This window comes from Magnetospirillum sp. LM-5, assembly GCF_902729445.1.
Classification (GTDB): domain Bacteria; phylum Pseudomonadota; class Alphaproteobacteria; order Rhodospirillales; family Magnetospirillaceae; genus Magnetospirillum.
On sequence record NZ_CACVCE010000073.1, the window covers coordinates 96,751 to 123,531 of the forward strand.

Genomic DNA, 26,781 nt, shown 5'->3' on the forward strand with positions numbered 1-26,781 from the left:
GCAGATGGCCTCGGGATAGAAAAGGCTGGCGCCGTAAAGGCCGACGTTAAAGCCCCTTCTCGAAGTCGGCCGGCGCACGCAGATAGGCGCCGAAGACGTCGGGCAGGCGGCGCTTCAGATCCTCGATCGGATCGTTGGGGTCCAGCGGCGTCTTCGAGGTCTTCTCGCAGAACATCTTGATCAGCTTCTTGTTGCCGGGCGGGCCGAAGATGTCCTTGAACTTCTCCTCGCCCAGCTTGTCCAGCGCCACTTCCAGGAAGACCGGGATCTGGTGGAATTGCAGGAAGCGGACGATCTGGTTGATGGTTTCGCCGGAAATCAGATGCAGCCAGGCGGACATCTGCTCCAGGTCCTTGGCGTTTTGCACCTCCATCGCTTCCAGGCGGTCGCAATCGACGCAGACTTCCCAGAACTTGTCGCCGATACGCTCGTAGACGGCGCCATGCAGGAACTCGTAACGCTCCTTGCCCAGGAAGGCCACGCCCTTGGCGGCCAGCGGCTGGGTGTCCAGCATCTCGCGCATCATGTCGTCGGACAGGATCTTGCGGGCCGAATCCATCGAATGACGGCCGATGTCGGCCAGGGCGGCGATGCCCTCGGGGGTGCGCAGCGTCGTGACGCCGCGACCCAGTTCGTTGATCAGCTTGATGGGGATTTCGGCGAAATACGGGATCAGCGGCACCTGCCAGTCGTAATCCAGATGATCCTTGATGGCGGCATAGAACTTGTCGCCCTGGGTGGCGCTGGGCTTGGGAACTTCCGCCTCGCTCCACTTGCCGCGGACCAGTTCGCTCAGCTTGTCCAGGATCGACTTGGTTTCCGGCTTGTGGACGATCTTGGCGGCCGGCGTATGGGCCGAGCCCCAGCGCTTGTCGGAATAGGCCTTGGCAGCCGAACGCACCACCATGCCGACGATCTGATCGACCGAACGGTCGCAGCGCAACGGCGTCTGGTCGTCCATCACCGGATCGCCGGCGGTATTGACCAGGAATTCCTGGAACTTGTCGCGCCGGGTCTTGACCAGGGTCAGGCAGGCGAACAGCAGATCGGGCGTCGCCAGGATGGTGCCATAGGGGTCTTCATAGGCGGCGAAGGCGGGGATCAGTTCGAGCAGGCGGTCGGTGACCGGCCCCTTGATGGTGCGGATGATTTCCTTGCGCTGAGCCGCGTCCTTATCGACAGGCTTGGCAGCCGGCTTTCCCTTGTCAGCCATCCCTTCCCAGATCCCCTTTTGCCGTCGTCGCGTTGACGGACTATTCGTTCAGCATGGTCGCCGGCAGATCGTTCATCTTGGCCAGGAGATATTCCAGATCGTCGTTTTCGAACTGGACCCCCAGGTCGCCATACTGGGTCAGGATACGCTCGATCATGCGCCGGGAAAAGCGCTCGCGATCATTGGGGCCGCCGTCATATTCCATCTCGTAGGACACGTCGATGGCGGCGCGCATGGCCTGATAGAACGCCTTGGGCAGACCGGCCTTGTCGAACAGCGCCTCGAAACCGCGACGCCCGGCGTCGTGGATCAGGGTGCGGGCGTTCTCCAGCTTGATGCGGGCCAGCTTGGCGATCGACGATTCGAAGAAGGTCATGTCGCCCATGCACACCGCGCGCAGGATGATCGACGGCGTCAGGCGGCCGTTGCGGTACAGGTGATCGACCAACTTGTGGACGTCGGTATCGGCCTCGGCCAGGCCAAGCACCGCCAGCTCGCGGGCCTGGATCAGCATGTTGGCGGCCGCTTCCGGCGACAGGTCCTGCCGGTTCATCAGCGACTGGCGCAGATTTTCCGAGACCTTCAGCATCAGCCGTTCGGCCACGGTGACCGGCAGCGACTTGCGGCCGATCAGGGTCCTGCCGACGCTGTCCGATGCGCCGAATTCCTCGGCGACCTTGGTCAGGGTCCGTTCCGAGATTTCGGCGCCTTCGTTGGACACCAAGGTCGCGACGACCGCTTCGTCGCGGGTATCGACCAGGGCTTCCGACAACTGGGCCGAGACGTGGGCGCGGTTGGCCACCGCCACCTGCTTGTCGTGGCTTTGGCTTTTGACGATCTCGATCAGGTCCTCGTCGTTCAGGACCTCGGAAAATTGCAGCATCGGCAACGCCACCGATTCGACGTCGCGGGCCAGCGAGACGGCCACGTCGTGCGGAACCAGCGGGTTTTCCTTCAGCTGCTTGGCCAGCGCCTCGCGCACGCGGACCTCGGCGTCCTTGACCATCAGGCGGAAGATTTCCTCGGCCATTCGGCGCTGGTCGGCGCTCAGGTCGGGGTGCTGGCTGGCAATCTTGCCGGCGATTTCGGCGCGGACGTCCGGTGTCGGGCTGGCCAGCAGCCGCGAGACGTCTGCTTCGTTCAAAGTCTGCTCAACCAAGGTCTTCTTCCGTCCGTTAAGCGCGCCGCGTGATAATCCCCAAGATCACCACTATCGACGCTCCGGGTTGACGAATAGTTACACACATACCTGATCAAGCCAACGCCCCAGCATGACGGCGCCTGCCGCTTCCATGCGTGGGGCGTGGGCCGCCGTTTGTTGCCTCAGCTGCGACACCGAGGTTTGTGGGGTGGCGCCGATCTCGCCGGCATGGCCGACGAACCAGCGTTCCAGGCCGATCTGGCTGGCTTCGACGTGGAATTGCAGGCCCAGACCCTTCAATCCCCATGAAAAAGCCTGGTTGGCGGTTGCCGGCGTCGAGGCCAGTCCTTGCGCGCCGTGCGGCAGATCGAAGGTGTCGCCGTGCCAGTGCAGCACCGCCAGCCCGTCGATGGCGGCCATGGTCGAGTTGCGCCCGGTCTCGGTCAGGGTCAGGGGCGCCCAGCCCAATTCCTTGCCGTTGGGGTTGGGATAAACCCTGGCGCCCAGGGCGCGCGCCATCAATTGGGCGCCCAGGCAGATGCCCAGCGTCGGGCGGTCGGCGGCCAGGCGGGCCTTGAGCAGGGCGATTTCCGTGGTCAGGAAGGGGTAGTCGGCTTCGTCATAGACGCCGATCGGGCCGCCCAGCACCACCCACAGGTCGGCCGCCAGCGGGTCCAGGCCGGTCAGGTCCGCGGTGGGCGCGTCCAGCATGGTCACCTTGAAGCCCCTGGCCGCCAGCACGGGGGCCAGGCAATCCAGATCCTCGAAGGCGACATGGGAAATGGCGACGCAGGTCTTCATGGTCCTCCCCCTGAAGGAGCCGCATTGAACCACGATTGCGAAAACTAGTCGAGCAGCCGCAAGGATTCGGGCGAGTCGGGATGGCGCTTGGCTTCCAGCCGGTAATAGCTGGCCAGCAGGTCGGTCTCGATGCCCAGCTCGGCCCGCAGCTCGCCCAAAGGGTGCGCGCCAAAGTGGGTGAAATCGACCCGGTCCAGGCGCCGGCAGGCCGAGATCCAGGCCAGCCGCACGGCGTCGCGGAACACCCGGACGTCGTCGTCGTCAAAGCGGAAGATGCCGGGATAGAGGTGCTTGGCGATGGCGGTGAACAAGGTCTCCTCGATTCCGGACACCTTGCGGGTCGAGCCCATGGTGAAGCCGATGACGAAGGCCTCGTCCTTCTGCAGCAGGCCGCGCCCCAGCACAAGGTGGATGCAATCATGGTTGACCAGGTCCACCGCCCCGTGGATCAGGTCGAGTCCGGGAATGTCGTAGCGCGGATTCTCCATCAACTGGACGATGAACGGAATCTCGTCCTGGTCGGCCCCGACCCGGGCCAGTTCGGCCAAGCCCTCGGCCAGGGTGGTGGTGCCGCGCGACAGCGGCAGGTGCCAGGTGCGCCAGTCGGTCGTGCCCATGGGGGCCTCCATTGCCTTGGATATGGGAATGGGCGGCCGGGCCGGGAAGGGGGCGTTCCCCCCGGCCGGCCGATGGCGTATCATCGCGGGCGTGCATAGCAAAGGATACGAAGATGGTCTGTCGCTGCTGTAATCCCGGGCGCCGCCGGGTGGTGGGAGGTCTGTTGGCCACCGGATTGGTACCGCTGGCCGGCGGCTTGGTCCAGGCCGCGCCGCCGGCCAGCCGCATGCGCGCGGTCAAGGGCGAGGTGCGCGTCAACGGCAAGCGGGCGAAGGAAGGCATGGCGGTGGCGCCGGGCGACCGCATCACCACCGGCACCACCGGCCAGGCCACCTTCACCCTGGGGGACGACGGCTTCATGGTGCGCCCCGTCACCCAGGTCGCCATCGCCGATCTGGGCCGCGACCCGGCCAGCGGTCAATTGATCCGCCAACTGGACCTGGAAGTCGGCGGCATCTTGTCGGTGTTCGGGCCGAAGCAGATCACCTTGAAGACCCCGCACGTCAATGTCGGCATCCGCGGCACCGCCGCCTATCTGGAGACCGATGCCTGGACCACCAATGTCTGCGTCTGCTACGGCCATGCGGTGATGGTTCCCGAAGGCGCCCCCGCTTTGGCCGAGGAGGTGCGGACCCGCCACCACGACGCGCCGCGTCTGCTGTCGCTGAAGGACGGCAAGACGGCGATGGAGCCGTTCATGGTCAAGAACCACAACGACCAGGAACTGATCGCCCTGGAGCGGCTGTTCGGACGGGTGCCGCCGTTCAAATAATGGGGGGCGGCAATGTTCTCGTCATGTTCTTGTCTTTTTGCGCGTTTTGATGTATGGTGGCCTAGTCGTTGACTCCTTTTGCGGAAAGGAAGGCTGGCGCCATGCTTAACCTTAAATCCCCCGTCGGGACCAATTACCGTCTCGATCCCAACGACCTTATGGACACCAAGCGTGTCCTCAATCGTCTCGGCTATTACGACGTTCCACCCGAACGGGGCATCGATGATTGGACCGACGACGCGATGTTCGATGGCATCAAGCGGTTCCAGAAGGACAATGGCTTGAAAGTTGATGGCTTCATGCGACCGGAAGGGCCGACGGAACAAACAATGAACGCTAAAATGGCCGCCGCGCAGGATAGCGATGATTGGGAGTATGCGGGTGACGTTGACAAGAATAACTCCCGCGATGTAATCACCAACGGCCCCGCAAAGGTCGAAATCCATAACCCTGGACCATCTTGGAATGGGTTGGAATACAAAGTGGATTGGTATGGTCTGGATAAAGAGGGAAAGGTCATCCCTGAATTCCGCCGTCCAGATCATGACCAGCGAAATCCGTCTCAGGGTGGGATCATTTTGAAACCTCGCACGGAAAAGGTATTTGAACCACCGTTTGAGAATCCTAATGGCTACAACTTCCGGGTGACCTATCCCCCACAAGGGGAGTACAGTCCGTTCGAGGGATCTCCTCACATCAAGGTTTACCGGACGAAGAAGCGCTAAATCAGATGTCTCGCAAATGGTTCGTCGGGCTGGCAGGAGTACTCCTTGCCGCCATCGCGGCTGGAGTTTGGAGAACTCAACTCGATGAGCAGCGCCCCATCGACCCGGCTCCACTGAATAAGTACCGCGAGACATTCGTCGCCAAGTACCGGCGAGAGGAATGCCTTGTCCGTATCGATTTCACTTATAAAGGAGAATGGACCGACAAGCTGAACGAACGCGTATTTCGCAATCTTATGCGCTTCATTGCCGAAGATCGTCCGCAGACCGGTGGATTCTGGTGGACACTGAGCCCAGCCGAAGGACAGATGTTCGTTCAGATTTCGGACGATTGCCCACGTCGTTACGACCACATGCGGGACTGGGCAGCCAGCTTCGCCCGACGACACGATAACCCGCGCTTCACCGTCAGCGATGACCACGTCAAGCCGGGACCGGACACGCTGGACCATAGGACGGAAGATTGGCTGGATTAGGAGCGCCCGAGCTTGCGCCATGTAAGCTCGCCTCGCCCAAGCCGTTTCGGTTGGCGTCCGCCCCCCTATCCATTATGCTGCTGCTCCCCAAGCGTGGGGCAACGTCTTTCGCCGGAACAGTTGAAGCCCGATGACCAACAGCAATCGCGTCTATATCTACGACACCACCCTTCGTGACGGCGCCCAGACTCAGGGCGTGGATTTCTCGGCCGCCGACAAGGCCAAGATCGCCCGCGAACTGGACGCGTTGGGCATTGATTACATCGAAGGCGGCTGGCCGGGGGCCAATCCGACCGACGACACCTTCTTCGCCGACCCGCCCAAGCTTTCCCGTTCGCGCTTGACCGCATTCGGCATGACGCGCCGGGCCGGCCGCTCGGCCGCCAACGATCCGGGCCTGAACGCGCTGCTGGCCCACCCAAGCCTGGGTGCCGTCACCATGGTCGGCAAGTCGTGGGACTTCCAGGTCACCGTGGCCTTGGGCGTCGAACTGGACGAGAATTTGCGCATGATCGGCGAATCGGTGGCGCACTTGAAGCCCCGCGTGCCGGAAGTGATGTACGACGCCGAGCATTTCTTCGACGGCTACAAGCGCAATCCCGAATATGCGCTGAAGGCCTTGCGCGCCGCCTATGACAATGGTGCGCGCTGGATGGTGCTGTGCGACACCAACGGCGGCTCGCTGCCCGAGGACATCACCCGCATCGTCGGCGAGGTGGTGGCCGCCGGCATTCCCGGCAGCCATCTGGGCATCCATTGCCACAACGATTCGGAAAACGCCGTGGCCAACTCGCTGGCCGCCGTGCGGGCCGGCGTGCGTCAGGTCCAGGGCACCATCAACGGCCTGGGCGAGCGTTGCGGCAACGCCAACCTGATCTCGATCATCCCCAACCTGATGCTGAAGATGGGGTTCGAGACCAACATCGCCCCCGCCGACCTGAAGAATCTGGTGCGCGTCAGCCGCGCGCTGGACGAGGTGCTGGACCGCACCCCCAACCGCAGCCAGCCCTATGTCGGCCGCTCGGCCTTTGCCCATAAGGGCGGGCTGCACGTCTCGGCGGTGGCCAAGGACCCCAGCTGCTACGAACATATCGACCCGGCCCTGGTCGGCAATGTCCGTCAGATCGTGGTGTCGGACCAGGCCGGGCGTTCGAACATGGTCGCCCGCATGACCGATTTGGGGCTGGAGATGGAAGCGGTCAGCCGCGATTCCCTGGTCCGGGTGGTCGAGCAGATGCAGGTCAGCTTCGACCCGCGCGAGGTCACCGACCTGGTCGATCTGGTCAAGCGCCTGGAACACGAGGGCTATGCCTACGACACCGCCACCGCCAGCTTCGAGCTGCTGGTGCGCCGCGCCCTGGGCCAGGTGAAGCGTTATTTCACCCTGGATCGCTACCGCGTCATCGACGAACGCCGCCGCAACGCCATCGGCCAGTGGGTCACCCTGTCGGAAGCGACCATCAAGGTCGAAGTCGGTGGCTCGGAATACATGGAAGTGGGCGAGGGCGACGGCCCGGTCCACGCCTTCGACACCGCGCTCAGGAAGGTGCTGACCGGGGCCTATCCGCAGCTGGCGGCCCTGGAATTGGCCGATTACCGCGTGCGCATCGTCGAAAGCACCGCCGGCACAGGTGCCCGCACCCGCGTCACCATCGAAAGCACCGACGGCAAGGGCAACCGCTGGACCACGGTGGGCGTGCACACCAACGTCCTCGAGGCCTCGCTGGAGGCCTTGCAGGATTCCATCGCCTATATGCTGTACCGGTTCGGCGAGGGCTGATCCGATGGTCGCCAGCGGGGGATTGTCGGAAGTTCTGGACTGGGTGTCGGTCCACGTCCCCGGGCCGATGCGGACCGAAGTGATCGGCGTCCTGAACACCGCCACCGCCGAGGATGGCGGCCCGGCCTCGACCGTCGATTTCTGGCGCACCCTGGCCGAGTGGCTGGTGGCCAAGGGCCATCTGGACATCGCCCGTGAAGCGATCCGCCGCTGGCAGACCCTGGTGCCGGCCGATCATCCGATCCATGCGGTGATGGGCGGCCCGCCGCCGCCCGACAAGCCGGCCGTCACCGAGGCGCCGCCGCCGCCCAAGAAGGAAGAGCCCAATTCCCGCATCGTCCGGGTGATCGACACCACCTACACCTTCCGCCGCATCGAGCCGCAGATGGACAAGGTCCAGGGCAAGAAGGTGGTGACCGCCTGGGAAGTGTTCCTGGTGGACGACGACCCGACCTCGCGCGCCGTTCTGAACGGCTTCGATGACGGCACCTATGGGCCGTGGGCGGTGTCGGGAGTGTTTTCCGACTTCGCCGGTGCCGCCGCCGTCGAGGTGGTGGTGCGCTCGATGCAGCGCCATTACGTCTTCACCGTCAAGAAAGCCGACCGTATCCGCAAGATTCTGGGCGGCTTCGGCCTGCCCTTTACCGCCGTGGTCGGCGTGCTGATCGGCTATGTCATGGGTGTCATCCACTAAATGTCTTCTGGTCCCGCCATCATCCTGGTGCGTCCGCAATTGTCGGAAAATATCGGCACCGCCGCCCGCGCCATGCTCAATAACGGACTGACCGACTTGCGCCTGGTGGCGCCCAAGCCCGACTGGCTGTCGGATCGGGCCATCGCGGCGGCATCCGGTGCCGACCGGGTGGTGCTGGGGGCCAAGGTGTTCGACACCACCGCCGAGGCGGTGGCCGATCTGAACCGGGTGTGGGCGACCACCGCGCGCAACCGCTTCATGGTCAAGCCGGTCGATACCCCGCGCACGGCCGCCGCCGCCATGCTGGACCTGACCGCCCAGGGGGTGAAGTTCGGCGTGCTGTTCGGGCCGGAACGGACGGGATTGGAAAACGACGACATCGTCCAGGCCGACACGGTGGTCACCGTGCCGCTGAACCCCGATTACTCGTCCCTGAACCTGGCCCAATGCGTGCTGCTGATCGCCTATGAATGGTACCAGGCGCAAGGCCCGGAACTGCCCGAGCGCCACATGACCAAGGGGGCGGCCGACATCGCCACCAAGGAAAAGCTGGAAGGCTTCTTCCAGCATCTGGAACGCGAACTGGACGAATGCGGCTTCCTGCGCATCGCCGACAAGCGCCCGGTGATGGTCAGGAACATCCGCAACCTGTTCCAGCGCGCCCATCTGACCGGGCAAGAGGTCCAGACCCTGCACGGCATCGTGCATGAACTGGTGACCTATCGGCACCGGAAGGGTCAGGGGACGACCTGACCGGGGTCAGGTCTGTTCCTTCAGCATCGTCGTCTGCGCCGCCGACAGGTCAAGGTCGGTTCGGCTCGACAGGCAATAGTGGAAATAGTTGCAATGCAGGCAGTGGTCGCCGTTGGCGGCGACCAGGTCCCGGGTGAATTTCGCCCGTGGTCCGGTCCAGATTTCCTCGAGGGTCTGCTCCAGCAGGTTGCCGACCAGGAAATGGTTGTTGCACAGATAGACATGGCCGTTCCATCGGATGCGGACTTCGGTCATCGGCGCGGCACAGCGGCCGGGATGGGGGTCGGGTGGGGTGACGGGCGGCAGTGGATCGGGCAGGGCCGAGTACATGATGCGGTTGTGGTAGAGGTGGCCGAAGCGTTCGGCGAAGCGCGGCGTCATCATCAGCGAGCCTGACAGCTGGATGCGCCGTTGGGAATCGATCAGATGCTGGGCCGCGCTCTCGGTCGCCTGATAGAAGCTCTCGGGGTCACTGGCCAGCATCTGGTCGTGTAGGAAGGTGTTGTTCTGGCGGTCCGATGAAACCATCAAGACCAGCCCATCGACCCCGATGTCGTCCCACATGTCGACGGCGGCGTTGATGTCGCAAAGATTGGCCCGCAGCATGGTGTAGTTGGCGTGGATTGCGGTGCGGCTGCGGTCCAGGCGGGCGATGAAGGCCTTGATACGCTCCAGGGTCGGCTGGAACTTGGCGCCGACCCGCAGATATTCGTACAGGTCGGGCGTCGCCGCATCGAACGACAGGTTGACGGACTTGAACACCGAGTAATCGGCAATGCCGTCCAGCATGCGATCGGTCAGCAACGTCCCGTTGGTGGTCAGGCTGACCTGGTACCCCAATTCACCCAGTACATTGAGCAAGGTGGGAAATTCTGGATGGGTGGTCGGCTCGTGCGTCGTGCCCACCTTGCAATGGGCGCCGTCCCGCACGCCAAGCTTGGCGATCGCCTCGATGGGCAGCGCCACCTTGGTAAGTTCCTCCTGAGGCACATGGCAAGAACGGCACCGCAGGTTGCAATTGTGGACCGGTTCAAGGTCGATGAGCGTCGGGCTCTCTGCCAAGGATATCGGGGCCAGGATACTCGGGAGTGGTTCCATCGATCCTCGTTTCGCGCTTCACGTGGGCTTTGATCGTCACGCTACTCCGGATGGTCGGCTGCGTCCACGAAGTGGTGACCTGTCGGCGCCGGAAGGGCGGGGCGGACATGAACCTGTAAGCTCCCTTTGACAGGCTTGGGACCGGCGGATGGTCAATCCATTGATAGATAACAAATAAGACGTTTGGCCGAGGTTTTGCATTTAATGCCGATGACGATGGGGCGACGCCCTTTCATTTCGGTTCAAGATGCTGGACGGGATGCCGACATGAGAAAGTCCTTGATGATCGGGGCCTTGGCCCTTTCCTTCGGCGCCGCAACGGCTTTACCGGCCTTGGCCTCGCCGATCACCATCACCAATGTCGGAATTACCCATTTCGAGAAGATCACCCTGACCGGAGGCGCCTTGGGGGGCGCTACCTGGAACGGGGTCTATAGCGGCCAGATCGAGTTGATGACCCCCGGCGGCGAGTTGGGGGTATGGTGCGTCGATCTGTTCCACGACATCTATCTGGGGCACCAATACAGTGGCACGGTCGTCGCGTTGACCACCGACAACAGGGATTCACCCGCGGTCCTGACCACGGATCAGAAATCCAGGATCGCTGCCATCGCCGCCTTTGGCAATGCCGTGTTGGATTTGCGCGACCCTAAAAGCTTTGATGCCGTCACCCTGGCGGCATTCACCGCCGACCTCGACCGTTTCAAGGCCGACCACCCAGCGGATTATTCCATGCTCGATACGTATTCCAGTGCGGCTTCCGCCGCCGTCCAAGCTGCGATCTGGGAGGTCGAGTATCGCCTGACGGCCACCAGCGCGGACGCGAATTTCGGTGCGGCGCTGGCCGTGATCAAGGCCCAGGCATCGAACTATTTCGGCAATATCGGTGGCCATGCCCTGGCCATCGCCGACCCCGCCCACCCCAACGTCCGGGTTCAGACGCAGTGGGTTTCCCAGGTTCCCGAGCCATCATCGCTGTTGGTGTTCGTCGCAGCCCTGGTGGGATTGGCGATCCGGTACGCCCTCCGCGCCAAGGCGATCTGAAACCCGGCCATCCCGGCAGGGAAGATCGCAAAAAGTGCAATGCAGATATAGCCCTGGCGGTTGTCCGGTGGCACGGATGGCAATGATACGAAAATTAAATAATCCGTAGCTCATGTGTATCGCCTGCATTTCCATCATGGCCGTATGCGTGGCGCTTCCAGGGGAAAACGTTGCATCCTCCGCTGAAATACGGTAATAGGTATTGAAATACCAAATTAGCCGACAGCCACAACAAGATCGGCAACCGGGAGGAGGACACGCGCATGCATGAAGTGCGCATCCATGGCCGTGGCGGCCAGGGCGCGGTGCTGGCGTCGGGCATTCTGGCTGCGGCGCTGGTGGGTGAGGGGCGGCACGTCATGGCCATCCCCGCCTTCGGGTTCGAGCGGCGCGGCGCCCCGGTGGTGGCGTTCCTGCGCTTCGACGATCACGAGATCCGTCGCGTCACCAACATCTATGCCCCCGACACGGTGATCGTCATTGATCCCACCGTGGCGCGCTCGGTCGATGTGTTCGCCGGCATGAAGCCTGGCGGCACCCTGGTTCAGTCCACCAAGAAGGCGGCGGCCGACATGGTGCTGCCGTCCCATCTGGCCCGCGTGGCTCTGTGCGACGCCGTCGGCATCGCCATGGCCATCTTCAAGCGGCCGATCACCAACACCATCATGCTGGGCGCCTTCGCGCGTGCCACCGGCCTGGTCGGCATCGACTCGCTGGTGGCGGCGCTGGAAGCCACCGACTTCCGCGACGCCGGCCTGAAGCAGAACATCGAGGCGGTCCGGCGCGGCTTCGACGAAACCATCATCACCCAACTGGCGGCGCAAGCGGCATGACCCGAAACGCACCCGACAACCTTTGTCCCATCGCGGTCAACCTGTCCGAGATGCTGACCGGCGACTGGCGCGCCATGCGCCCGGTGGTCGATCGCGACCGCTGCGTCAAATGCGCCACCTGCTGGCTTTACTGCCCGGTCCAGTGCATCACCGAGAAGCCGACATGGTTCGACGTCAACCTGGCGACCTGCAAGGGCTGCGGCATCTGCGCCACCGAATGCCCGCACCGCGCCATCACCATGGTCGAAGAGACGGAAGACTGACATGAGCGCACCCGCCACCCTGAAGGCCACCAGCCGCACCATGGTCATCGACGGCAACGAGGCCGCCGCCTGGGGCGCGGCTTTGTCCCGTCCCGACGTCGTCGCCGTTTATCCGATCACGCCGCAATCCTCGCTGGTCGAGTATCTGGCCAAGTTCATCGCCGAGGGCAAGATGGACGCCGAGTTGATGGACGTCGAGGGCGAGCATTCGGTCCTTTCGGTCCTGCACGGCGCCTGCCTGGCCGGCGGGCGGACCTATTCGGCCACCTCGGCCCAGGGGCTGGCCTATATGTTCGAGCCCTATTTCCGCACGCCCGGCCTGCGCCTGCCGATGGTGGTGTCGCTGGTGACCCGCGATTCGGTGACGCCTTGCTGCGTGTGGGGCGGCCAGCAGGACGCCATGACCGTCAAGGAAGTCGGCTGGATCCAGATGTATTGCGAGACCCAGCAGGAAATCTGCGACTCGATCCCCATCGCCTACAAGGTGGCGGAACATGCCGACGTCATGCTGCCGGTCAATGTCTGCCACGACGGCAACTACCTGTCCTACGGCGTCGCCCGCGTCGATCTGCCCGAACAAGAGGTGGTCGATGCCTTCCTGGGCGAAAAGAACGTCAACTGGCATGCCTGCCTGGACCCGGAACGGCCGATGGCGGTCGATCCGCTGACCGGCGGGGCCGGCGGCATCGGGCCTTCGACCTTCGTGCGCTACCGCAAGGGCCAGTGCGCCGGCATGGCCTCTGCGCTTGATGTCATCGTCGCGGCCCACGAGGATTGGGGCCGGCGCACCGGCCGCTATTGGTCGCCCCTGATCGAGGAATACCGCATGGAGGATGCCGAGGTGGCGCTGGTCACCATCGGCTCGATGACGGGGGCCGCCAAGGACGCGGTGGACGATGCCCGCCTGGACGGCCGCAAGGTCGGCCTGGTCAAGATCAAGACCTTCCGGCCGTTCCCGGCGAAAGTCATCGCCAAGGCGCTGTCGAAGGTCAAGGCGGTCGGCGTGGTCGATCGCGCCGTCAATTTCGGCTGGAATTGCGGCCCGGTCTTCCAGGAGGTGCTGGCCGCCCTGTACGCCAACCCGACCCGCGTGCCGCTGATCAGCTTCATCGGCGGCCTGGCCGGAGCCGACATCACGCCCGAGCATTTCGGCCGCGCCATCGCCGACACCGTGCGTGTCGCCGCCGGCGAGACCATGTCCTCGCCGATCTGGCTCAACGAATTCGATCAATAGGGGACCGACCATGCCCGAAGCCAAATATCTGCTGGTCGGTTCGTCCCATGCCGGCCTGGAAGCCCTCCGGGCCATCCGCCGGCTGGATTCCGACGGCAGCATGGCCATGCTGACCAAGGATAGCCAGCTGCCCTATTCGCCGACCGTGCTGCCCTATGTGATGAGCGGGCGTTCGAAGCCCGACGCGGTGATCTTGCGCGATCAGGCCTTTTTCGACGAAACCGGCTGCGTGTATGCCCCGGGCCAGGCGGCCCAGTCGCTGGACACCAAGGCCCGGGTGGTGACGCTGGCCGATGGCGTCCAATGGCGCTACGAGCGGCTGCTGATCGCCACCGGGGCGGCCCCGGCCATCCCGCCGATCCCCGGGCTGCAATCCGTGCCGTTCCATGTGCTGCGCACCCTGGACGACGCCGTTACCTTGCGCACGCGCATGGGCCTGGCGCGGCGTGCCGTGGTGCTGGGCGCCGGCCTGGTCGGCCTGCATGCCGCCGAAACCCTGGCCGAGGCCGGCCTGGCGGTGAGCGTGATCGAGATGAAGACCCAGGTCTTGCCCGGCTATATCGACGCCAAGGCGTCCGCACGCATCGAGGCGGCCTTCGCCAGCCATGGCATCAAGCTGCTGCTGGGCCGCACCGCGACCCAGGTGGCGGCTCTGGACGGCGGCGTCGGCGTGACCACCGATGACGGCCGCGCCATCGAAGGCGACATGCTGCTGGTCGCCACCGGCGTCAGGTCCTGCACCGAATGGCTGGCCGGATCGGGGATCGAGATCGATCGCGGTGTTCTGGTGGATGATCGCATGCGCACCTCGGCCCCCGACGTGTGGGCGGCCGGCGACGTGGCGCAGGGGCTGGATTTCGCCTCGGGTGAGCGACAGGTGTTGGGCATCATCCCCACCGCCGTCGAACAGGGCCGCATCGCTGGCTTCGACATGGCGGGTGATGCCAAGCAAAAGCCGTGGGTCGGCGGCCTTCCGGTCAACACCTATCGCTTCTTCGGCCGTCCTGCCGTGTCGGTGGGGCAGGCGGCAGCGGTTGGCGACGGCTTCGAGGTGGTCGAGCAGGAGCAGCCCCGCACCTATCGTCGCATCGTGCTGGCCGACAACCGGCTGGTCGGCATCATCACCGTCGATGATCCGTTCGACGCCGGCATCATGGGCGAACTGATCCGCCGCCGCGTCGATCTGGGCGCCGTCAAGGAATCCTTCCTGGCCGATCCGACCCAGGTCGGGCGCCGCCTGATGAGCGAGATGTGGAGATAGTCATGTCGATCGCCTACGACACCATTGCCTTCAGGCCTTCCAAGTGCGACGGCTGCGGCGAGTGCATGACGGCCTGCAGTTCGGTCAAGCAGGGCACGTCGCGCATTTCCATCGTGCCGGGCGCCAAGGCCGGCGCCTTCGAGATGGCGCTGTGCCGCCAGTGCGGCGATCCCAAATGCGTGATGGTCTGTCCGGCCGGGGCGCTGGCCAAGAACGGCGCCTCGGGGGTGATCGACTGGAATTCCGACAAGTGCGTCGATTGCCTGCTGTGCACCTCGGGCTGTGCCTATGGGGCGATTTCCGCCGATCCGGTCGGTGGCCGCGTCATCAAGTGCGACCAGTGCGACGGCGATCCGGCCTGCGTGGCGGCCTGCCCTTCCAGCGCGCTGGAATGGGGCGGGGCCGGCAGCATCTATAACCGTTTCGGCGAGATGGAGGACATGTTCGTCCCCGGTCTGGCCGGCTGCCAGGGCTGCAATTCCGAACTGATCATGCGCCACGTCATGCGCCGCGTCGGCCGCAATTCGGTGCTGGCGACGCCGCCAGGCTGTATCCCCGGCATGGGCTCGGTCGGCTATAACGGCAAGACCGGCACCAAGGTTCCGGTGTTCCATCCGCTCTTGACCAACACCGCCTCGATGCTGGCCGGCATCCGGCGCTATTACGACAAGGTCGGGCGCAAGGATATCGTGGTCATGGCCCTGGCCGGCGACGGCGGAACCGTCGATTGCGGCTTCCACGCCGTGTCGGGTGCGGCCGAGCGCGGCGAGAAGATCTTGTATGTCTGCGTCGATAATGAAGGCTACATGAATACCGGCATGCAGCGTTCGGGGGCGACGCCTTACGGCTCGTGGACCTCGACCACGCCGGTCGGCGACAAGCTGAAGGGCAAGACCCAGGACGCCAAGAACATGCCGATGATCATGGTGGCCCACCGGGCCGCCTATGTCGCCACGGCGTCCACCGCCTACATGGAAGAGCTTTACGACAAGCTCGACCGCGCCATCGAGGCCTCGTTCAAGGGCTTTTCCTATCTGCACATCTATTCGCCATGCCCGACCGGCTGGCGTGTCGCCTCGAACAAGGTGATCGAGGCCTGCCGCATGTCGGTGGAATCGAACTTCGTGACCCTTTGGGAATACACCCCGGAAGCCGGCCTGCGCTTCACCCGCTCGCCCGATCGGCCGATTCCGGTGGCCGATTACGCCAGGACCATCGGCAAATACCGCCACTTGGACGCCGACCAGCTCGCCCACATTCAAGCCAAGGTGGACGAGCAGGTGGCGCTGCTGAAGCGGCTGGCGGGTGAAGTCGCCACCGCGCCGGCAGCGCTTGCGGCGGCTCCGGCCCGGACCTCCACACCGGACGGGGCCGCCACACCCCCCTTGCGACACGAGACCTTCCGGCCGTGATCGGAAAGGGCCGTCCCCCGGGGCGGCCCTTATTGCGTTGTCCGTCCATTCACAGCGCGTTGTGCGTGCGTTGGCTGCCGCCGCGAACGGCGTTTATGACGAAAGGTTAGGATGGTGCGCAATCGGGGTTGATGAATACCCGGCCATCCGCATGAGGGAGCGGGGAGGCCAAGAACTGAACGAGAGCCGCCATGAACGCCTGCGCCCCCTTGCATCGGACCTATGACAACGCCGTCCTGGCCTTCGCCCGCTTCCTCGAGGAGCAGGCGGTGGACGGGGCCGTTCCCGTGGATCGCATCCGCGCCCTGGCCGACCGCCTGGTCGCCGAAGGCGGCGAGCTGGAACCCCACTTCTCGGCCGCCGAGGCGCTGTGCGTCTCGCAAGTGCGCGCGCACCAACTGGATGCCGAGCGCCACAATTATCTGGGCCGCATCATTGCCAAGCGGCTGGCCCATCTGCTGGACGATCCGTCCAGCGGCATTCTGCGCGACCATCTGGGCCAGTTGTTCGTGGCCATTCGCCTGATCCTGGGCGATCAGGTTTATTCCGCCCTGCAGAATAATGCCTCTGCCATCGCCCGGGAATGGGCCGGACCCGACGGCGCCATCGACTGGGACGGCTTTTACGGTGACAGCCGCGTCCAGCACATCCGCGACCGGGTCCGTTTCGCCCTGGCGCGGGCGTTCCAGCGTTTCCAGGCCCGCAAGGACTGGTTCCTGACCGTCATGAACAGCCATCCGCACGCGCGGTCTGTCGGGCCGGGCTCGTTCGTCCTGGCCGATGCTCCGCAGATTTCCACCATCCCCTACTTTGGAGAGCCCCAACTGGTCTTACTGGTCGATTGCCTGCTGGCAAAGTAAGGCCTTCACCCTAGGATTTGCATTAAATTGTCAGGCTAACCCCTTGCCCGGGTTGATATGCACCAGCCAAAGGCCTAGCATATTTTTCGCGGGGAGTATGTTGGGGTGGGCGATGAGTTCTTTGCGCAAGATCGAGGTGACCACCGGCGTTTGGTGGGTCGAGTGCCCGTCCGCCGATCTTCGTGTCTTGTGTGGTTGCCCGGCCGATGTCGTCAAGCATCTGATGAAGCGTGGTCTGATCGCCTCGACCGAGCGCGGCGGCATCACCTATGAGACCGGCCCCAGCGCGATCCTTCTGTCCGACGTCATGGTGCAGAACGGCAGCTTCGCCAATCTGGGCGAGTTCCCGGTCCTGCAGATGCTGTACCGCCAGGGCATGCTTCTGCCCAACCATCCCGGCAATACCGGCGCCAAGCCGCTGCTGATCGGCTCGGCCGAGCAGGTCCGCGCCCAGCTGCAATACATCTATCGCGGCAATTACGGACTGATCAGCGAGGAAGAGCTGATCGATGCCGGCGCCACACCCGAGACGGCGCGCGAGCTGATGCGCATGAAGCTGAAGTTCGCCTTCGGCTCGATCCGCCATCCCGGCGAGTTGCTGGATTCGCTGGTGGTCGAGAACGACCCGGTGCCGGTCAAGAACGGGGTCACCATCAAGCGGGTCCGCTTGAATGTCTTCGAGTTCCGCCACGGCGACGAGACCGTGCTGGTCGACCTGAACCTGCCGCCCTTCGAAACCTACGAATGCCCCTATCCGCTGGGCTTTTACAACATGCCGCGCGAGTATTTCTCGGTGGTGCATTCCGGCGAGGGCGACGGCTGGGACATCAACCGCCCGGCCATGGGCTCGATCCTGATGTTCCAGGGCCGCGTCTTCCTGATCGATGCCGGCCCCAATATCTTGTCGACGCTGGACGCCCTGGGTATCGGCGTCAACGAGATCGAAGGCATCTTCCACACCCATTCGCACGACGACCATTTCGCCGGCCTGACCACGCTGATCCGCGCCGACCACCGCATCAAGTATTACGCGACGCCGCTGGTGCGCGCCTCGGTGGCCAGGAAGATCGCCGCGCTTTTGTCGATCGAGCCGTCGGCCTTCGCCGATTATTTCGAATGCCACGACCTGGTCGAGGACGAGTGGACCGATATCGAAGGCCTGGAAATCAAGCCGGTCTTCTCGCCCCATCCGGTCGAAACCACCATCTTCCAGTTCCGCACGCCGTGGGAAGACGGTTACCGCACCTATGCCCACTTCGCCGACATCTGCCGGCTGGAAGTGCTGAAGGGCTTCGTCACCGACGACGAAGCCAAGCCGGGCATTTCGGCCGCCACCTATGATCGGGTCGCCAAGGCCTATGCCGTGCCGGCCCAGGTCAAGAAGGTCGATGTCGGCGGCGGACTGATCCACGGCGACGCCAACGATTTCCGCGATGACACCTCGGGGAAGGTGATCCTGGCCCACACCGCCCTCAAGCACACGGTGGCGCAAAAGGCCATCGGCTCGACGGCGTCGTTCGGCACCGTCGACACCTTGATCCCGTCGAACCACGATTTCATCTGGCGGTCGGCCTATGACCTGCTGATGAGCTATTTCCCCGACATCGCCCATCACCAGATCCGGGTTTTGCTGAACAATCCGGTGGTGACCTTCAATCCCGGCACCATCCTGGTCAAGGAGCGCGCCCCGGCCGAGGCGGTGTTCCTGTTATTGTCGGGATCGGTCGAAGCGCTGCATATCGACGGCGGCTCGCGCTCGGTTCTGTCGGCTGGCGCCATGATCGGCGAACTGGCCGCCTTGCTGGAAGCCGAGATGACCGAGACCTATCGCGCCATCGGTTTCGTCAAGGCGCTGCGCATCGCCGCGCCCTTCTATCGCGAATTCGTGCGGCGCAACGAATTGCTGGCCTCGATCACCCGCATCTTCGAGAACCGCCAGTTCCTGCAGCGCACTTGGCTGTTCGGCGAGGTGGTCTCGACCCGCACCCTGAACCGCATTGCCAAGGACATGACGCTGACCCGCTTCCAGATGGGCGAGGTGGTGGATATCGGTCCGGAATCGGTGGCCCTGGTGGTGGGCGGCGCGGTCGGGCGCTATCTCGGCGACCATTGCGTCGAGACCCTGGTGTCGGGCGATTTCTTCGGCGAGGAACTGGCGATCTTCTGGACCCCCAGCATGTTCCGCCTGCGCGCCCTGATCGCCACCGACGCCTATCTGCTGCCGGCAGGCCTGCTGGCCGGTATTCCGTCGGTGCGCTGGAAGCTGTTCGAGGCCTCGGGCAAGCGGATGAGCGCCATCTTCGAAAGCGGCACCACCGGCCGTGTGCTGCTGCAATGGCATGACGATTACCGCGTCGATGTGGTGCGGCTGGACACCCAGCACCGCCGGCTGTTCGAACAGGCCAACGCCATCCTGGACGCCATCGAAAGCGGTCGCGGGGTGGCGGAAGTCCAGTCGCTGATGAGCGCGATGATCGAGTACGCCCGCTACCATTTCGGCGAAGAAGAGGCGCTGATGCTGCGCCACCAATACCCCGAGACCGATGCGCATCGCGGCCGCCACGCCGCCTTGATCAGCCAGCTGGAATCGCTGAAGGTCGAGGTGGAAGCCGCCGACAGCCCGCAAGACATCGATCTGCTGCCGGTGTTGAAGGAATGGCTGGTCAGCCACATCCTGACCGAGGATCGCCGCTATTCGGGCTTCCTGAACGCCAAGGGCGTGTTTTAGCAATCTTTGACCCGGCCAGCCTGCATCGGATATGCTTCCCGTTCGAGCGGGAGGATTGCCATGGTCGATTTCGCGAAATTGGAGCCGATGACCGATGCGGAAGAACGCCGGTTCGTCTCGGTGGTCGCGGCTGCCTTGGCCGACGATCACGGCGACGAGGCCAAACGTCACCTCGCGGCCGGTCGCCCGATCTATTACAGCGACGATCGTTTCGGCGACGGTATCGTCAAAGAATATCCCGATGGCCGCCGTCAATTGGTGGTCTTTCGTGACGATGCCGAAGTGGTTCTGCGCGCCCTCTGATGCACCAGTTATGGATCGTCGCCGGTCCGAACGGCGCGGGCAAGACCACCCTGACCAGGAAGCATCTGGCCAGTCGCCTTCCTGTCGTCAACCCCGATGACATCGCGAGAGGGTTAAGCGGTTCCCCGACGGCCCCACCGGACATTGCAGTTCAAGCCGGGCGTCAGGCTTTGGCGCTGCAGAAGCGACTGATCGCCGAGCGGCGGAGTTTCGCCCTGGAAACAACGTTTTCCGGCAATCGTGAGATCGCGCTGATCAAGGAAGCGAAGGCCGCGGGCTATAAGGTCAATCTGATCTTCGTCTGTACCGATTCGCCGGACTTGTCCATCGGCCGGATTGCCGTCCGGGTGGCCGATGGGGGGCACCATGTGCCGGCAGCCGATGTTCGCCGTCGCCATGGGCGCAGCCTGGCGAACCTGTCACAGGGATTGGATTTGGTCGATCGCGCATGGCTATTGGACAATTCCCGGGCGCGGATGCGGCTGGTGGCATCGTTCGAGAATGGCCAGCGCAAAAGTCAGGCCGCCGGGGTGCCGCGTTGGATGGATGGCGTTCGCGACGGCTGACCAACGTGCCGCACCGCCGCCAGTCCCGCCCATCGGCCCTGGGCGAAGCAGGCGGTCAGCAAATAGCCCCCCGTCGGGGCTTCCCAGTCCAGCATCTCGCCGGCCACGAACACCCCCGGCAGCGCCTTCAGCATCAGATGTTCATCCACTTGATCCAGCCCGATGCCGCCGGCGGTGCTGATGGCCTCGGCCAGCGGGCGCGGCGCGGTCAGGCGCAGCGGCACCGCCTTGATGCAGGCCGCCAGGGCGGCTGCTTCGGTGGGAAGCTTGGCCACACCCTCGCGCAGCAGCGCCACCTGCGCCCCCTTCAGCCGCGCCACCTTGTCCAGATGGGTGGCCAGCGAGCGGCTGCCGCGCGGGGCAGCCAGGGCCTGGGTCAGGCGTTCGACGCTCCAATCGGGCTTGAGGTCGATGGTCAGCACCGCCTGGCCGTCCGCCAGCGTGGCGTCGCGCAAGGCGGCCGACAGGGCATAGATGGCGCCGCCCTCGATGCCGTGGCGGGTGATCATGAATTCGCCCTTCAAGCTGCGGCCCTGGAAGCTCAGCCCTGCCGGCTTGATGGGGGTGCCGGCGAAGCGGTCCTTGAAGAAGTCGCTCCACCCCACCTCGAAGCCGCAATTGCTGGGGCAAAACGGCGAGATCGCCACCTTGCGCGCGGCCAGGATGTCGGCCCAGCCGCCATCGGACCCCAGGCGCGGCCAGCTGGCCCCGCCCAGGGCCAGCACGGTGACGGCACTTTCGACCGAGGGCGCCGCGTCAAAGCGCACGCTGCCGTCGGGATTCCAGCCCAGCCAGCGATGGCGCGGCAGGAAGGTCACGCCCAATCCTTGCAACCGGCGCAGCCAGGCCCGCAGCAGCGGTGCCGCCTTCATGCCGACGGGAAACACCCGGCCCGAACTGCCGACAAATGTGTCGATGCCCAGCTCGGCGGCCCAATCGCGCAGATGATCGGGGCCGAATTGGGCCAGCATCGGGGCCAGCCAGCCCGCGGCGGGGCCGTAGCGGGTCAGGAAGCCTGCGATTGGTTCGGAATGGGTCAGGTTCAGCCCGCCGATGCCGGCCCGCATCAGCTTGCGCCCCGGGCTGGGCATCCAATCGTAGACCGACACGGTCAGGCCGGCCTGTGCCATCATTTCGGCCGCCATCAAGCCGGCCGGACCGGCACCGATGACGATGGCGGACGGGCGGCTCACGGTTCGGGCTGGTGATGGCCGGCGAAATCGGCCTCGATCACCGCCACCGCCTCGGAACTCATGCCGTTATAGCGGGCCGCCATCTCGCGGCCATAGGCGCCGATCAGGTTGAATTCGATATAATCGCCGTCGGCGACGTCGGTCGGCAGCTCCAGCGCATAGGGCAATTTATCGTTGCCGTCGCAGGTCGGGCCATAGGCGGTGAAGGCGGTCAAGGGACCCCGCCGGGGCCGGCCGGCGCAATCCATCACGCGATAGGGCAGGGCGAGATCCTCCTTGCCCCAATAGACCTCGGTCAGGCCGCCGAAGATGCCGTCGTTCAGATAGACCGCATCGGGCTTCCTGAGGTTGACCCGGGTCAGCAGCGAGCCGCCTTCCGCCACCAGGCCACGGCCCGGCTCGCAGGCCAGGCGGATGCCGCGCGGCGCGGCCAGGCGCTGGCGGGCTTCCTCGATGACGGCGAAGAAGGTGGCCAGCGGCGGCGCGTCGGTGGTGCGGTAATAGGCCGGAAAGCCGCCGCCGATATCCATCAGCTCGATGGCCATTCCGGCTTGATCGATGCACTCGCAGGCAAGCTTGATGCCCAGCCGGAAGGCTTCCGGGTCCAGACATTGCGAGCCGACATGGAAGGTGATGCCGGGCTTCAGGCCCAATTGGGCGGCGCGTTGCAGCGTCGCCACGAACACGTCGGGGGTGGCGCCGAACTTGGTCGACAGGTCATAGACCGCGCCGGTGCCCTTGGGGATGGCCAGGCGGACCATCGGCACCCAGTCCAAGCCTGCGATGGCGGCGATCTTTTCCAGCTCGGCAATGCAATCGACGGCAAAGAAGCCGACGCCCATGTCGCGGGCCAGCGCGATCTGGGCCGGACTTTTGGCCGGGTGGTGATAGTACATCACTGCGTTCGGCACGCATTCCCGGACACAGCGGATTTCCATGGCGGAGGCGACGTCGAAATGGGTGATGCCTTCGGCGGCCAGGGTTTCCAGCACCAGCGGATGGGCGTTGCACTTGACGGCATAAAGCACGGTGCCGGGAAATCCGGCCAGGAACTGGCGCGCCACTGCCGCCAGTCGGTGGGGCCTGAGCAGGTGAACCGGCGTTTCGGGACTTTCCTGGGCGATCAGCTGGGCGACCGAACCGAAGCGCCCGATCACCGGGTGCCCCGCCGCGGCTGGCGGGCCACCATGCGCTTTATTTTCTTCGATTCAAGCCCAGCCAGATAGGCGCGGCCGGTCTCGTTGGGGCCCTCGCGCCGCCCGGTGATCCAGCGCCGGCAATGGGCCGAACCGCAGCCGCAGGCGAACTGGCGGTGCAGCACGTCCTCGGTCATCGAATAATCGATGGTCAACAGCTCGCCGGGGCCGATATCGGTCAAGGCCCAGATTTCCAGGCGCTGCATGTCCAGCACGCAATTGGGCGCGCAGGAATGAGTGAACAGGCCGACGAACCACGGATCATGCAGGTGCATGTCGGGGGTCACCTGCAACGTGTGCTGCAGGATCTTCGACGACAATTGCCCGGTGAACTTGGCGACCCGGACGCCCCGGGTAAACGCCTTGTTGGTGCGGACCCCCATTCCGACCCGTCCATCGACCGACGTCACCGTGAAATCGGTGGTGGCCGGCAGCTCGGGATCGACGCGAAATTCGGGTGGATAAAGGTCACTCATGGCGTCGCCCTCTTCGAGGCCGGAAAGTGAGAATCGTCAGACACGGTATTATTAGCTACATGGCCTCGTCAATCGGGGATACAAGGGATTTGAAAATTCGTTTAGCGTATTGGTCACATTGACTTTTTTGATGGTGGACACCCCCGGATGGTTAGGGTGCGCCGAACCGCTCGCGGCGCCCTTCAATGCATGCTAAAAACCAGGAGGGGAGCAATGTTGAAAGAACGGCGACATGGCTGAAAGCACCACCGCCACCGTCTCGAGCGGGCCGGCGCCACGAACCCAGGCGGAATGGGAAAACACGGCGCGGGGGCTGTTGGAAGAGGGGCAGAACTTTCTTGCCCACGATGTCTGCCGCGACGGTCTTCGTTTCTTCCCCGGCAATTTCAAGCTGACCATCTTCGGCGCCATCGCGTTGTCGCAGACCGGCGCGGTCGACGAGGCGAGGCGCCTGCTGGCCCCGGTGCTGGATGCCATCCTGATCGACGAAGGCCCGTTCCGCCGGCTGCAGGCCAGCCTGAAAAGCGCCATCGTCAATCTGGACAATGCCGATCACAACCAGGCGCTGGGCGCGGTGGCCGAACTGGCCGAGGCGATCGAGCTGGTGCGCGGCAAGAAGCTGGTGGCCGATGCCGACGCCGACGTCTACAACTCGCTGGCCCGCGTCTTCCGCGAGGCCTGGCTGTCATCGGGCCAGCGCCGCGACCTGGAACATTGCCGCGAGATGTTCCTGCGCGCCTTCGCCGCCGGCGGCAACCCGCGCGACGGCATCGACGCCGCGGTGATGTCGGTGCTGCTGAAGGACCATGCCCAGGCCCGCGCCCTGGCCGGCCAGGTGCACGACCTGCTGGCCGGGGCCGAGACGCCGCCGGAATCGACCATCGATGACCGCTACCGCATCCTCGCCACCCTGGGGCAGGCGCAGTTGCTGCTGGGTGACGGCGCCGCGGCGATCGGCACCTTCCAGTGGGCCAAGTCGCTGGAAGGCGTCCATTACAGCCGTGTCGTCCGCTCGCTGCAGCAGATCGAGCTGCTGAAGCGCGGCGGCATCGAGATCCCCGACGAATTGACCGACATCATCAAGCCGCCGACGGTGGTGGTGTTCACCGGCCATCCGCTGGACCGGCCGGGGTCGGGGCCGCATTTCCCTGCGGCGCTGGAAGCCTCGGTCCGGGCCGAGATCGCCACCCGGCTGGACGAACTGGACGCCCAGGTCGGCTATTCCATGGCCTCGTGCGGGTCGGATCTGTTGTTCATCGAGGCGATGCTGGAACGCGGCGCCGAGGTCAACGTGGTGATGCCGTTCGCCCAGGACGATTTCATCGCCGAGAATGTCCGCTATGGCGGGCCGCGCTGGGAAATGCGCTTCAAGAACGCGTTGAAGCTGGCCGCCTCGGTGACCTATGCCACGGAAGAGCGGTTTCTCGGCCACGAGATGCTGTACCGCTTCGCCAACCAGTGCCTGCACGGGCTGTCGACGCTTCGGGCCGCCTTCCTGCACACCACGCCTTACCTGTTGGCGGTGTGGGACATGATGCCCGGCTCTCTGGTCGGCGGCGCCGGCGATTTCATCGATCAGTGGGAAGACATCTCGCGGCTGCGCATCATCGATCTCGACGGCCTGTTGCAGCAGCACCCCGAACTGATCGGCGAAGACGGCCCGGCCATGCCCGATCTGGATTTCGGCGGTGACGAGGAAGAAGGCCAGGGCCGGGTCATCCGCTCGATGATGTTCTGCGACATCGCCGGCTATTCCAAGCTGAAGGAAGAGCATATTCCCGCCTTCCTGGAATTCCTGGAGCGCGTCAAGGCCGGGGTGTCGGAATGCGGCATCGAGCCCAAATCGATCAACACCTGGGGTGACGCCATCTTCGTGGTGATGGACAAGGCCACGCCGATGGCCGAATACGCCATGACCCTGCAGGAAGTGGTGTCCCGCCTGGGCACCGAGATGATCGACAAGCTGCCCAATCCGCTGAACCTGCGCATATCCCTGCATGCCGGCCCGGTGTTCGAGGCGATCGACCCGATCCGCGGCAACCCCAATTTCTACGGCAGCCACATCAACCGCGCCGCCCGGCTGGAGCCGGTGACGGTGATCGGTCACGTCTATGCCACCCAGCAATTCGTCGCGGTGCTGACCGCCGAACAATCGGCCTTGCGGTCCGAGGCGGTCAATAACGGCGAGGAATTCGTCGAGAAGTTCATCTCGGAATATGTCGGCGTCCTTAGCCTGGCCAAGGATTTCGGCAAGCAGACGGTCTACCACCTGCGCCGCAAGACCGAGGCCGACCTGTCCGCCGACGACGAGATCGAGGAACAGGCCGCCGATTCCGACAGCAACATCACCGAGATGGCGGCACCGTCGGTCGGTTCGGTGATGGACAGCGTCAAGAAGATGATCGGATCCGACAAGATGCCGGCCGGCCAGACCAAGGGCGACGCCGCCGCCATCCTGATGGGCGAGGACTCGGCCTATTGGCCTGGCGGCTGACCCAGGAACCCGTCCAGCACCGCCAGTTGCTCCGGCGTATTCAGGTACGGCGCATGGCCGCAGCCGGGAATGGTGACCAGGCTGGCCTTGGGCCCGCGCGTGGTCATCGCGTTTGCCGTCTCGGCCAGCAGCAGGTCGGAAGTCTCGCCCCGCAGCAGCAGGGTCGGGCAGGCGATGGCATCGTAGATCGGCCACATGTCCAGGGGGGTGTATTGTTCGGCGAACACCCGCATCAGCTGGGGGTCGTAATGGCTGGACAGCTTGCCCGAATCGCGTCGGCGCACCGACGTTTCCGCCATCTTGCGCCATTCGGCGTCTGAAAGAGCGCCGAACGGGGCGTAGATCAGCCGCAAGAAGCCCTCGAACTCGGCCATGGTGGAAAATTCCGGCACCATGCCGGCATAGGCGCGGATGCGCTCGATGGCCGCCTCGTTCAGTTGCGGGCCGGCATCGTTGATGACCAGGCGGGTGATGCGGGATTTGCCCGGCTCGGTGCCGGCCAGGCCCATGCCCATCAGCCCGCCCATCGAGGTGCCGACCCAGGCGCAGGTCTCGACCCCCAGCGCGTCCAGCAGACCCAAGGCGTGCAGGCAATAGGCCGGCAAGGTGTAGTCGGTATCGGGATTGGCAGACCATGACGACAGGCCGCGGCCGATGGTGTCGGGGCAGATCACCCGGAAACGGTCGGCGAAATGGGCCGCCGCCACGTCGAAGTCGCGGGCGTTCCGGACCAGTCCGTGCCACATCACCAGGGCCGGCAGGGTGGGGTTGCCCCATTCCAGCACATGGATGTCGTGGCCCATCACGGGAACATAAAACGAGCGGCATGCTTTCATGGCTTGGCCTT

At 64.5% G+C, this 26,781-nt stretch carries 26 protein-coding genes; 17 read left to right on the plus strand and 9 right to left on the minus strand.

The features are described from left to right. Positions 1-46 precede the first annotated feature (46 nt). From MTBLM5_RS18325 to MTBLM5_RS18340, 4 genes are all read right to left on the minus strand, one after another. Positions 47-1,213, minus strand: coding sequence for a hypothetical protein (locus MTBLM5_RS18325; protein WP_173977483.1), 1,167 nt, complete (start codon positions 1,211-1,213; stop codon positions 47-49). Between the two features lie 40 nt (positions 1,214-1,253). Further along, on the minus strand, positions 1,254-2,372 hold the full coding sequence (locus tag MTBLM5_RS18330; protein ID WP_173977484.1) for a DUF2336 domain-containing protein: 1,119 nt from the start codon (positions 2,370-2,372) through the stop codon (positions 1,254-1,256). A 78-nt stretch (positions 2,373-2,450) separates the two neighbouring features. Next, positions 2,451-3,155 (minus strand): glutamine amidotransferase, encoded by a 705-nt coding sequence (locus MTBLM5_RS18335; protein ID WP_173977485.1) that lies wholly within the window; start codon positions 3,153-3,155, stop codon positions 2,451-2,453. Positions 3,156-3,199: 44 nt separating this feature from the next. Next, a complete protein-coding gene (locus MTBLM5_RS18340) occupies positions 3,200-3,772 on the minus strand; it encodes a hypothetical protein (protein ID WP_173977486.1) in 573 nt (190 codons plus the stop codon). A 164-nt stretch (positions 3,773-3,936) separates the two neighbouring features. On the opposite strand from MTBLM5_RS18340, the gene MTBLM5_RS18345 reads away from it, so the two are divergent. From MTBLM5_RS18345 to MTBLM5_RS18370, 6 genes are all read left to right on the plus strand, one after another. Then, on the plus strand, positions 3,937-4,545 hold the full coding sequence (locus tag MTBLM5_RS18345; protein WP_254431124.1) for a FecR domain-containing protein: 609 nt from the start codon (positions 3,937-3,939) through the stop codon (positions 4,543-4,545). A 101-nt stretch (positions 4,546-4,646) separates the two neighbouring features. Further along, entirely contained in the window at positions 4,647-5,270 is a 624-nt protein-coding gene (locus tag MTBLM5_RS18350; protein WP_173977488.1) for a peptidoglycan-binding domain-containing protein, read from the plus strand. Positions 5,271-5,275: 5 nt separating this feature from the next. Then, positions 5,276-5,746: a hypothetical protein gene (locus MTBLM5_RS18355; RefSeq protein WP_173977489.1), complete on the plus strand. Its 471-nt coding sequence runs from the start codon at positions 5,276-5,278 to the stop codon at positions 5,744-5,746. A gap of 130 nt (positions 5,747-5,876) precedes the next feature. Further along, a complete protein-coding gene (gene cimA, locus MTBLM5_RS18360; RefSeq protein ID WP_173977490.1) occupies positions 5,877-7,526 on the plus strand; it encodes a citramalate synthase in 1,650 nt (549 codons plus the stop codon). A 4-nt stretch (positions 7,527-7,530) separates the two neighbouring features. Continuing rightward, positions 7,531-8,220, plus strand: coding sequence for a hypothetical protein (locus MTBLM5_RS18365; protein WP_173977491.1), 690 nt, complete (start codon positions 7,531-7,533; stop codon positions 8,218-8,220). After that, entirely contained in the window at positions 8,221-8,973 is a 753-nt protein-coding gene (locus tag MTBLM5_RS18370) for an RNA methyltransferase (RefSeq protein ID WP_173977492.1), read from the plus strand. 6 nt (positions 8,974-8,979) lie between these two features. Here MTBLM5_RS18370 and MTBLM5_RS18375 read toward each other — a convergent pair whose 3' ends face one another. Beyond that, positions 8,980-10,071 (minus strand): radical SAM protein, encoded by a 1,092-nt coding sequence (locus MTBLM5_RS18375; RefSeq protein ID WP_173977493.1) that lies wholly within the window; start codon positions 10,069-10,071, stop codon positions 8,980-8,982. 183 nt (positions 10,072-10,254) lie between these two features. On the opposite strand from MTBLM5_RS18375, the gene MTBLM5_RS18380 reads away from it, so the two are divergent. The 10 genes from MTBLM5_RS18380 (at position 10,255) to MTBLM5_RS18425 (ending at position 20,575) form a co-directional block, all read left to right on the plus strand. Then, positions 10,255-11,115 carry a hypothetical protein gene (locus MTBLM5_RS18380; protein ID WP_173977494.1) on the plus strand — a complete coding sequence of 287 codons (861 nt, stop codon included), beginning with the start codon at positions 10,255-10,257 and terminating at the stop codon, positions 11,113-11,115. Positions 11,116-11,378: 263 nt separating this feature from the next. Continuing rightward, the gene (gene padE / locus MTBLM5_RS18385) at positions 11,379-11,948 is read left to right on the plus strand and encodes an NADH-dependent phenylglyoxylate dehydrogenase subunit gamma (RefSeq protein WP_173977495.1); all 570 of its coding nucleotides are present in this window, start codon (positions 11,379-11,381) and stop codon (positions 11,946-11,948) included. Then, on the plus strand, positions 11,945-12,211 hold the full coding sequence (gene padF, locus MTBLM5_RS18390; RefSeq protein WP_068503643.1) for an NADH-dependent phenylglyoxylate dehydrogenase subunit delta: 267 nt from the start codon (positions 11,945-11,947) through the stop codon (positions 12,209-12,211). The genes padE and padF overlap by 4 nt, the downstream gene beginning before the upstream one ends. A 1-nt stretch (position 12,212) precedes the next feature. Further along, a complete protein-coding gene (padG, locus tag MTBLM5_RS18395; RefSeq protein ID WP_173977496.1) occupies positions 12,213-13,445 on the plus strand; it encodes an NADH-dependent phenylglyoxylate dehydrogenase subunit alpha in 1,233 nt (410 codons plus the stop codon). Positions 13,446-13,455: 10 nt separating this feature from the next. Further along, a complete protein-coding gene (gene padH / locus MTBLM5_RS18400; RefSeq protein WP_173977497.1) occupies positions 13,456-14,706 on the plus strand; it encodes an NADH-dependent phenylglyoxylate dehydrogenase subunit epsilon in 1,251 nt (416 codons plus the stop codon). Positions 14,707-14,708: 2 nt separating this feature from the next. Further along, complete coding sequence (gene padI, locus MTBLM5_RS18405) at positions 14,709-16,118, plus strand: NADH-dependent phenylglyoxylate dehydrogenase subunit beta (protein ID WP_173977498.1); 1,410 nt, start codon at positions 14,709-14,711, stop codon at positions 16,116-16,118. A gap of 191 nt (positions 16,119-16,309) precedes the next feature. Beyond that, on the plus strand, positions 16,310-16,978 hold the full coding sequence (locus MTBLM5_RS18410; protein WP_173977499.1) for a hypothetical protein: 669 nt from the start codon (positions 16,310-16,312) through the stop codon (positions 16,976-16,978). Positions 16,979-17,090: 112 nt separating this feature from the next. Next, the gene (locus tag MTBLM5_RS18415) at positions 17,091-19,706 is read left to right on the plus strand and encodes a bacteriohemerythrin (RefSeq protein WP_173977500.1); all 2,616 of its coding nucleotides are present in this window, start codon (positions 17,091-17,093) and stop codon (positions 19,704-19,706) included. Between the two features lie 60 nt (positions 19,707-19,766). Continuing rightward, positions 19,767-20,009: a hypothetical protein gene (locus MTBLM5_RS18420; RefSeq protein WP_217425061.1), complete on the plus strand. Its 243-nt coding sequence runs from the start codon at positions 19,767-19,769 to the stop codon at positions 20,007-20,009. Then, complete coding sequence (locus MTBLM5_RS18425; protein ID WP_173977501.1) at positions 20,009-20,575, plus strand: AAA family ATPase; 567 nt, start codon at positions 20,009-20,011, stop codon at positions 20,573-20,575. The genes MTBLM5_RS18420 and MTBLM5_RS18425 overlap by 1 nt, the downstream gene beginning before the upstream one ends. Here the strand turns inward: MTBLM5_RS18425 and MTBLM5_RS18430 are convergent. The 3 genes from MTBLM5_RS18430 to MTBLM5_RS18440 are packed head-to-tail and all read right to left on the minus strand — an operon-like array spanning position 20,527 to position 23,440. After that, positions 20,527-21,768, minus strand: coding sequence for a TIGR03862 family flavoprotein (locus MTBLM5_RS18430; protein ID WP_173977502.1), 1,242 nt, complete (start codon positions 21,766-21,768; stop codon positions 20,527-20,529). The two genes, MTBLM5_RS18425 and MTBLM5_RS18430, sit on opposite strands and share 49 nt — an antisense overlap. Next, positions 21,765-22,925 (minus strand): type III PLP-dependent enzyme, encoded by a 1,161-nt coding sequence (locus tag MTBLM5_RS18435; protein WP_173977503.1) that lies wholly within the window; start codon positions 22,923-22,925, stop codon positions 21,765-21,767. The genes MTBLM5_RS18430 and MTBLM5_RS18435 overlap by 4 nt, the downstream gene beginning before the upstream one ends. Next, positions 22,922-23,440: an SET domain-containing protein-lysine N-methyltransferase gene (locus MTBLM5_RS18440; RefSeq protein WP_173977504.1), complete on the minus strand. Its 519-nt coding sequence runs from the start codon at positions 23,438-23,440 to the stop codon at positions 22,922-22,924. Before MTBLM5_RS18440 ends, MTBLM5_RS18435 begins: the two co-directional genes overlap by 4 nt. Positions 23,441-23,672: 232 nt before the next feature. On the opposite strand from MTBLM5_RS18440, the gene MTBLM5_RS18445 reads away from it, so the two are divergent. Beyond that, positions 23,673-25,934 carry an adenylate/guanylate cyclase domain-containing protein gene (locus tag MTBLM5_RS18445; protein WP_173977505.1) on the plus strand — a complete coding sequence of 754 codons (2,262 nt, stop codon included), beginning with the start codon at positions 23,673-23,675 and terminating at the stop codon, positions 25,932-25,934. Here MTBLM5_RS18445 and MTBLM5_RS18450 read toward each other — a convergent pair. Then, positions 25,916-26,737: an alpha/beta fold hydrolase gene (locus tag MTBLM5_RS18450; RefSeq protein ID WP_254431125.1), complete on the minus strand. Its 822-nt coding sequence runs from the start codon at positions 26,735-26,737 to the stop codon at positions 25,916-25,918. The two genes, MTBLM5_RS18445 and MTBLM5_RS18450, sit on opposite strands and share 19 nt — an antisense overlap. Positions 26,738-26,781 lie beyond the last annotated feature (44 nt).

Excerpts from the sequence above, each read along its gene's own strand:
- MTBLM5_RS18325 (WP_173977483.1), bottom strand. The coding sequence starts at position 1,213 with ATGGCTGACAAGGGAAAGCCGGCTGCCAAGCCTGTCGATAAGGACGCG.
- MTBLM5_RS18335 (WP_173977485.1), bottom strand. The coding sequence starts at position 3,155 with ATGAAGACCTGCGTCGCCATTTCCCATGTCGCCTTCGAGGATCTGGAT.
- MTBLM5_RS18340 (WP_173977486.1), bottom strand. The coding sequence starts at position 3,772 with ATGGGCACGACCGACTGGCGCACCTGGCACCTGCCGCTGTCGCGCGGC.
- MTBLM5_RS18350 (WP_173977488.1), top strand. The coding sequence starts at position 4,647 with ATGCTTAACCTTAAATCCCCCGTCGGGACCAATTACCGTCTCGATCCC.
- MTBLM5_RS18355 (WP_173977489.1), top strand. The coding sequence starts at position 5,276 with ATGTCTCGCAAATGGTTCGTCGGGCTGGCAGGAGTACTCCTTGCCGCC.
- cimA (WP_173977490.1), top strand. The coding sequence starts at position 5,877 with ATGACCAACAGCAATCGCGTCTATATCTACGACACCACCCTTCGTGAC.
- MTBLM5_RS18365 (WP_173977491.1), top strand. The coding sequence starts at position 7,531 with ATGGTCGCCAGCGGGGGATTGTCGGAAGTTCTGGACTGGGTGTCGGTC.
- MTBLM5_RS18370 (WP_173977492.1), top strand. The coding sequence starts at position 8,221 with ATGTCTTCTGGTCCCGCCATCATCCTGGTGCGTCCGCAATTGTCGGAA.
- MTBLM5_RS18375 (WP_173977493.1), bottom strand. The coding sequence starts at position 10,071 with ATGGAACCACTCCCGAGTATCCTGGCCCCGATATCCTTGGCAGAGAGC.
- padE (WP_173977495.1), top strand. The coding sequence starts at position 11,379 with ATGCATGAAGTGCGCATCCATGGCCGTGGCGGCCAGGGCGCGGTGCTG.
- padF (WP_068503643.1), top strand. The coding sequence starts at position 11,945 with ATGACCCGAAACGCACCCGACAACCTTTGTCCCATCGCGGTCAACCTG.
- padG (WP_173977496.1), top strand. The coding sequence starts at position 12,213 with ATGAGCGCACCCGCCACCCTGAAGGCCACCAGCCGCACCATGGTCATC.
- padH (WP_173977497.1), top strand. The coding sequence starts at position 13,456 with ATGCCCGAAGCCAAATATCTGCTGGTCGGTTCGTCCCATGCCGGCCTG.
- padI (WP_173977498.1), top strand. The coding sequence starts at position 14,709 with ATGTCGATCGCCTACGACACCATTGCCTTCAGGCCTTCCAAGTGCGAC.
- MTBLM5_RS18410 (WP_173977499.1), top strand. The coding sequence starts at position 16,310 with ATGAACGCCTGCGCCCCCTTGCATCGGACCTATGACAACGCCGTCCTG.
- MTBLM5_RS18415 (WP_173977500.1), top strand. The coding sequence starts at position 17,091 with ATGAGTTCTTTGCGCAAGATCGAGGTGACCACCGGCGTTTGGTGGGTC.
- MTBLM5_RS18420 (WP_217425061.1), top strand. The coding sequence starts at position 19,767 with ATGGTCGATTTCGCGAAATTGGAGCCGATGACCGATGCGGAAGAACGC.
- MTBLM5_RS18425 (WP_173977501.1), top strand. The coding sequence starts at position 20,009 with ATGCACCAGTTATGGATCGTCGCCGGTCCGAACGGCGCGGGCAAGACC.
- MTBLM5_RS18440 (WP_173977504.1), bottom strand. The coding sequence starts at position 23,440 with ATGAGTGACCTTTATCCACCCGAATTTCGCGTCGATCCCGAGCTGCCG.
- MTBLM5_RS18445 (WP_173977505.1), top strand. The coding sequence starts at position 23,673 with ATGGCTGAAAGCACCACCGCCACCGTCTCGAGCGGGCCGGCGCCACGA.
- MTBLM5_RS18450 (WP_254431125.1), bottom strand. The coding sequence starts at position 26,737 with ATGGGCCACGACATCCATGTGCTGGAATGGGGCAACCCCACCCTGCCG.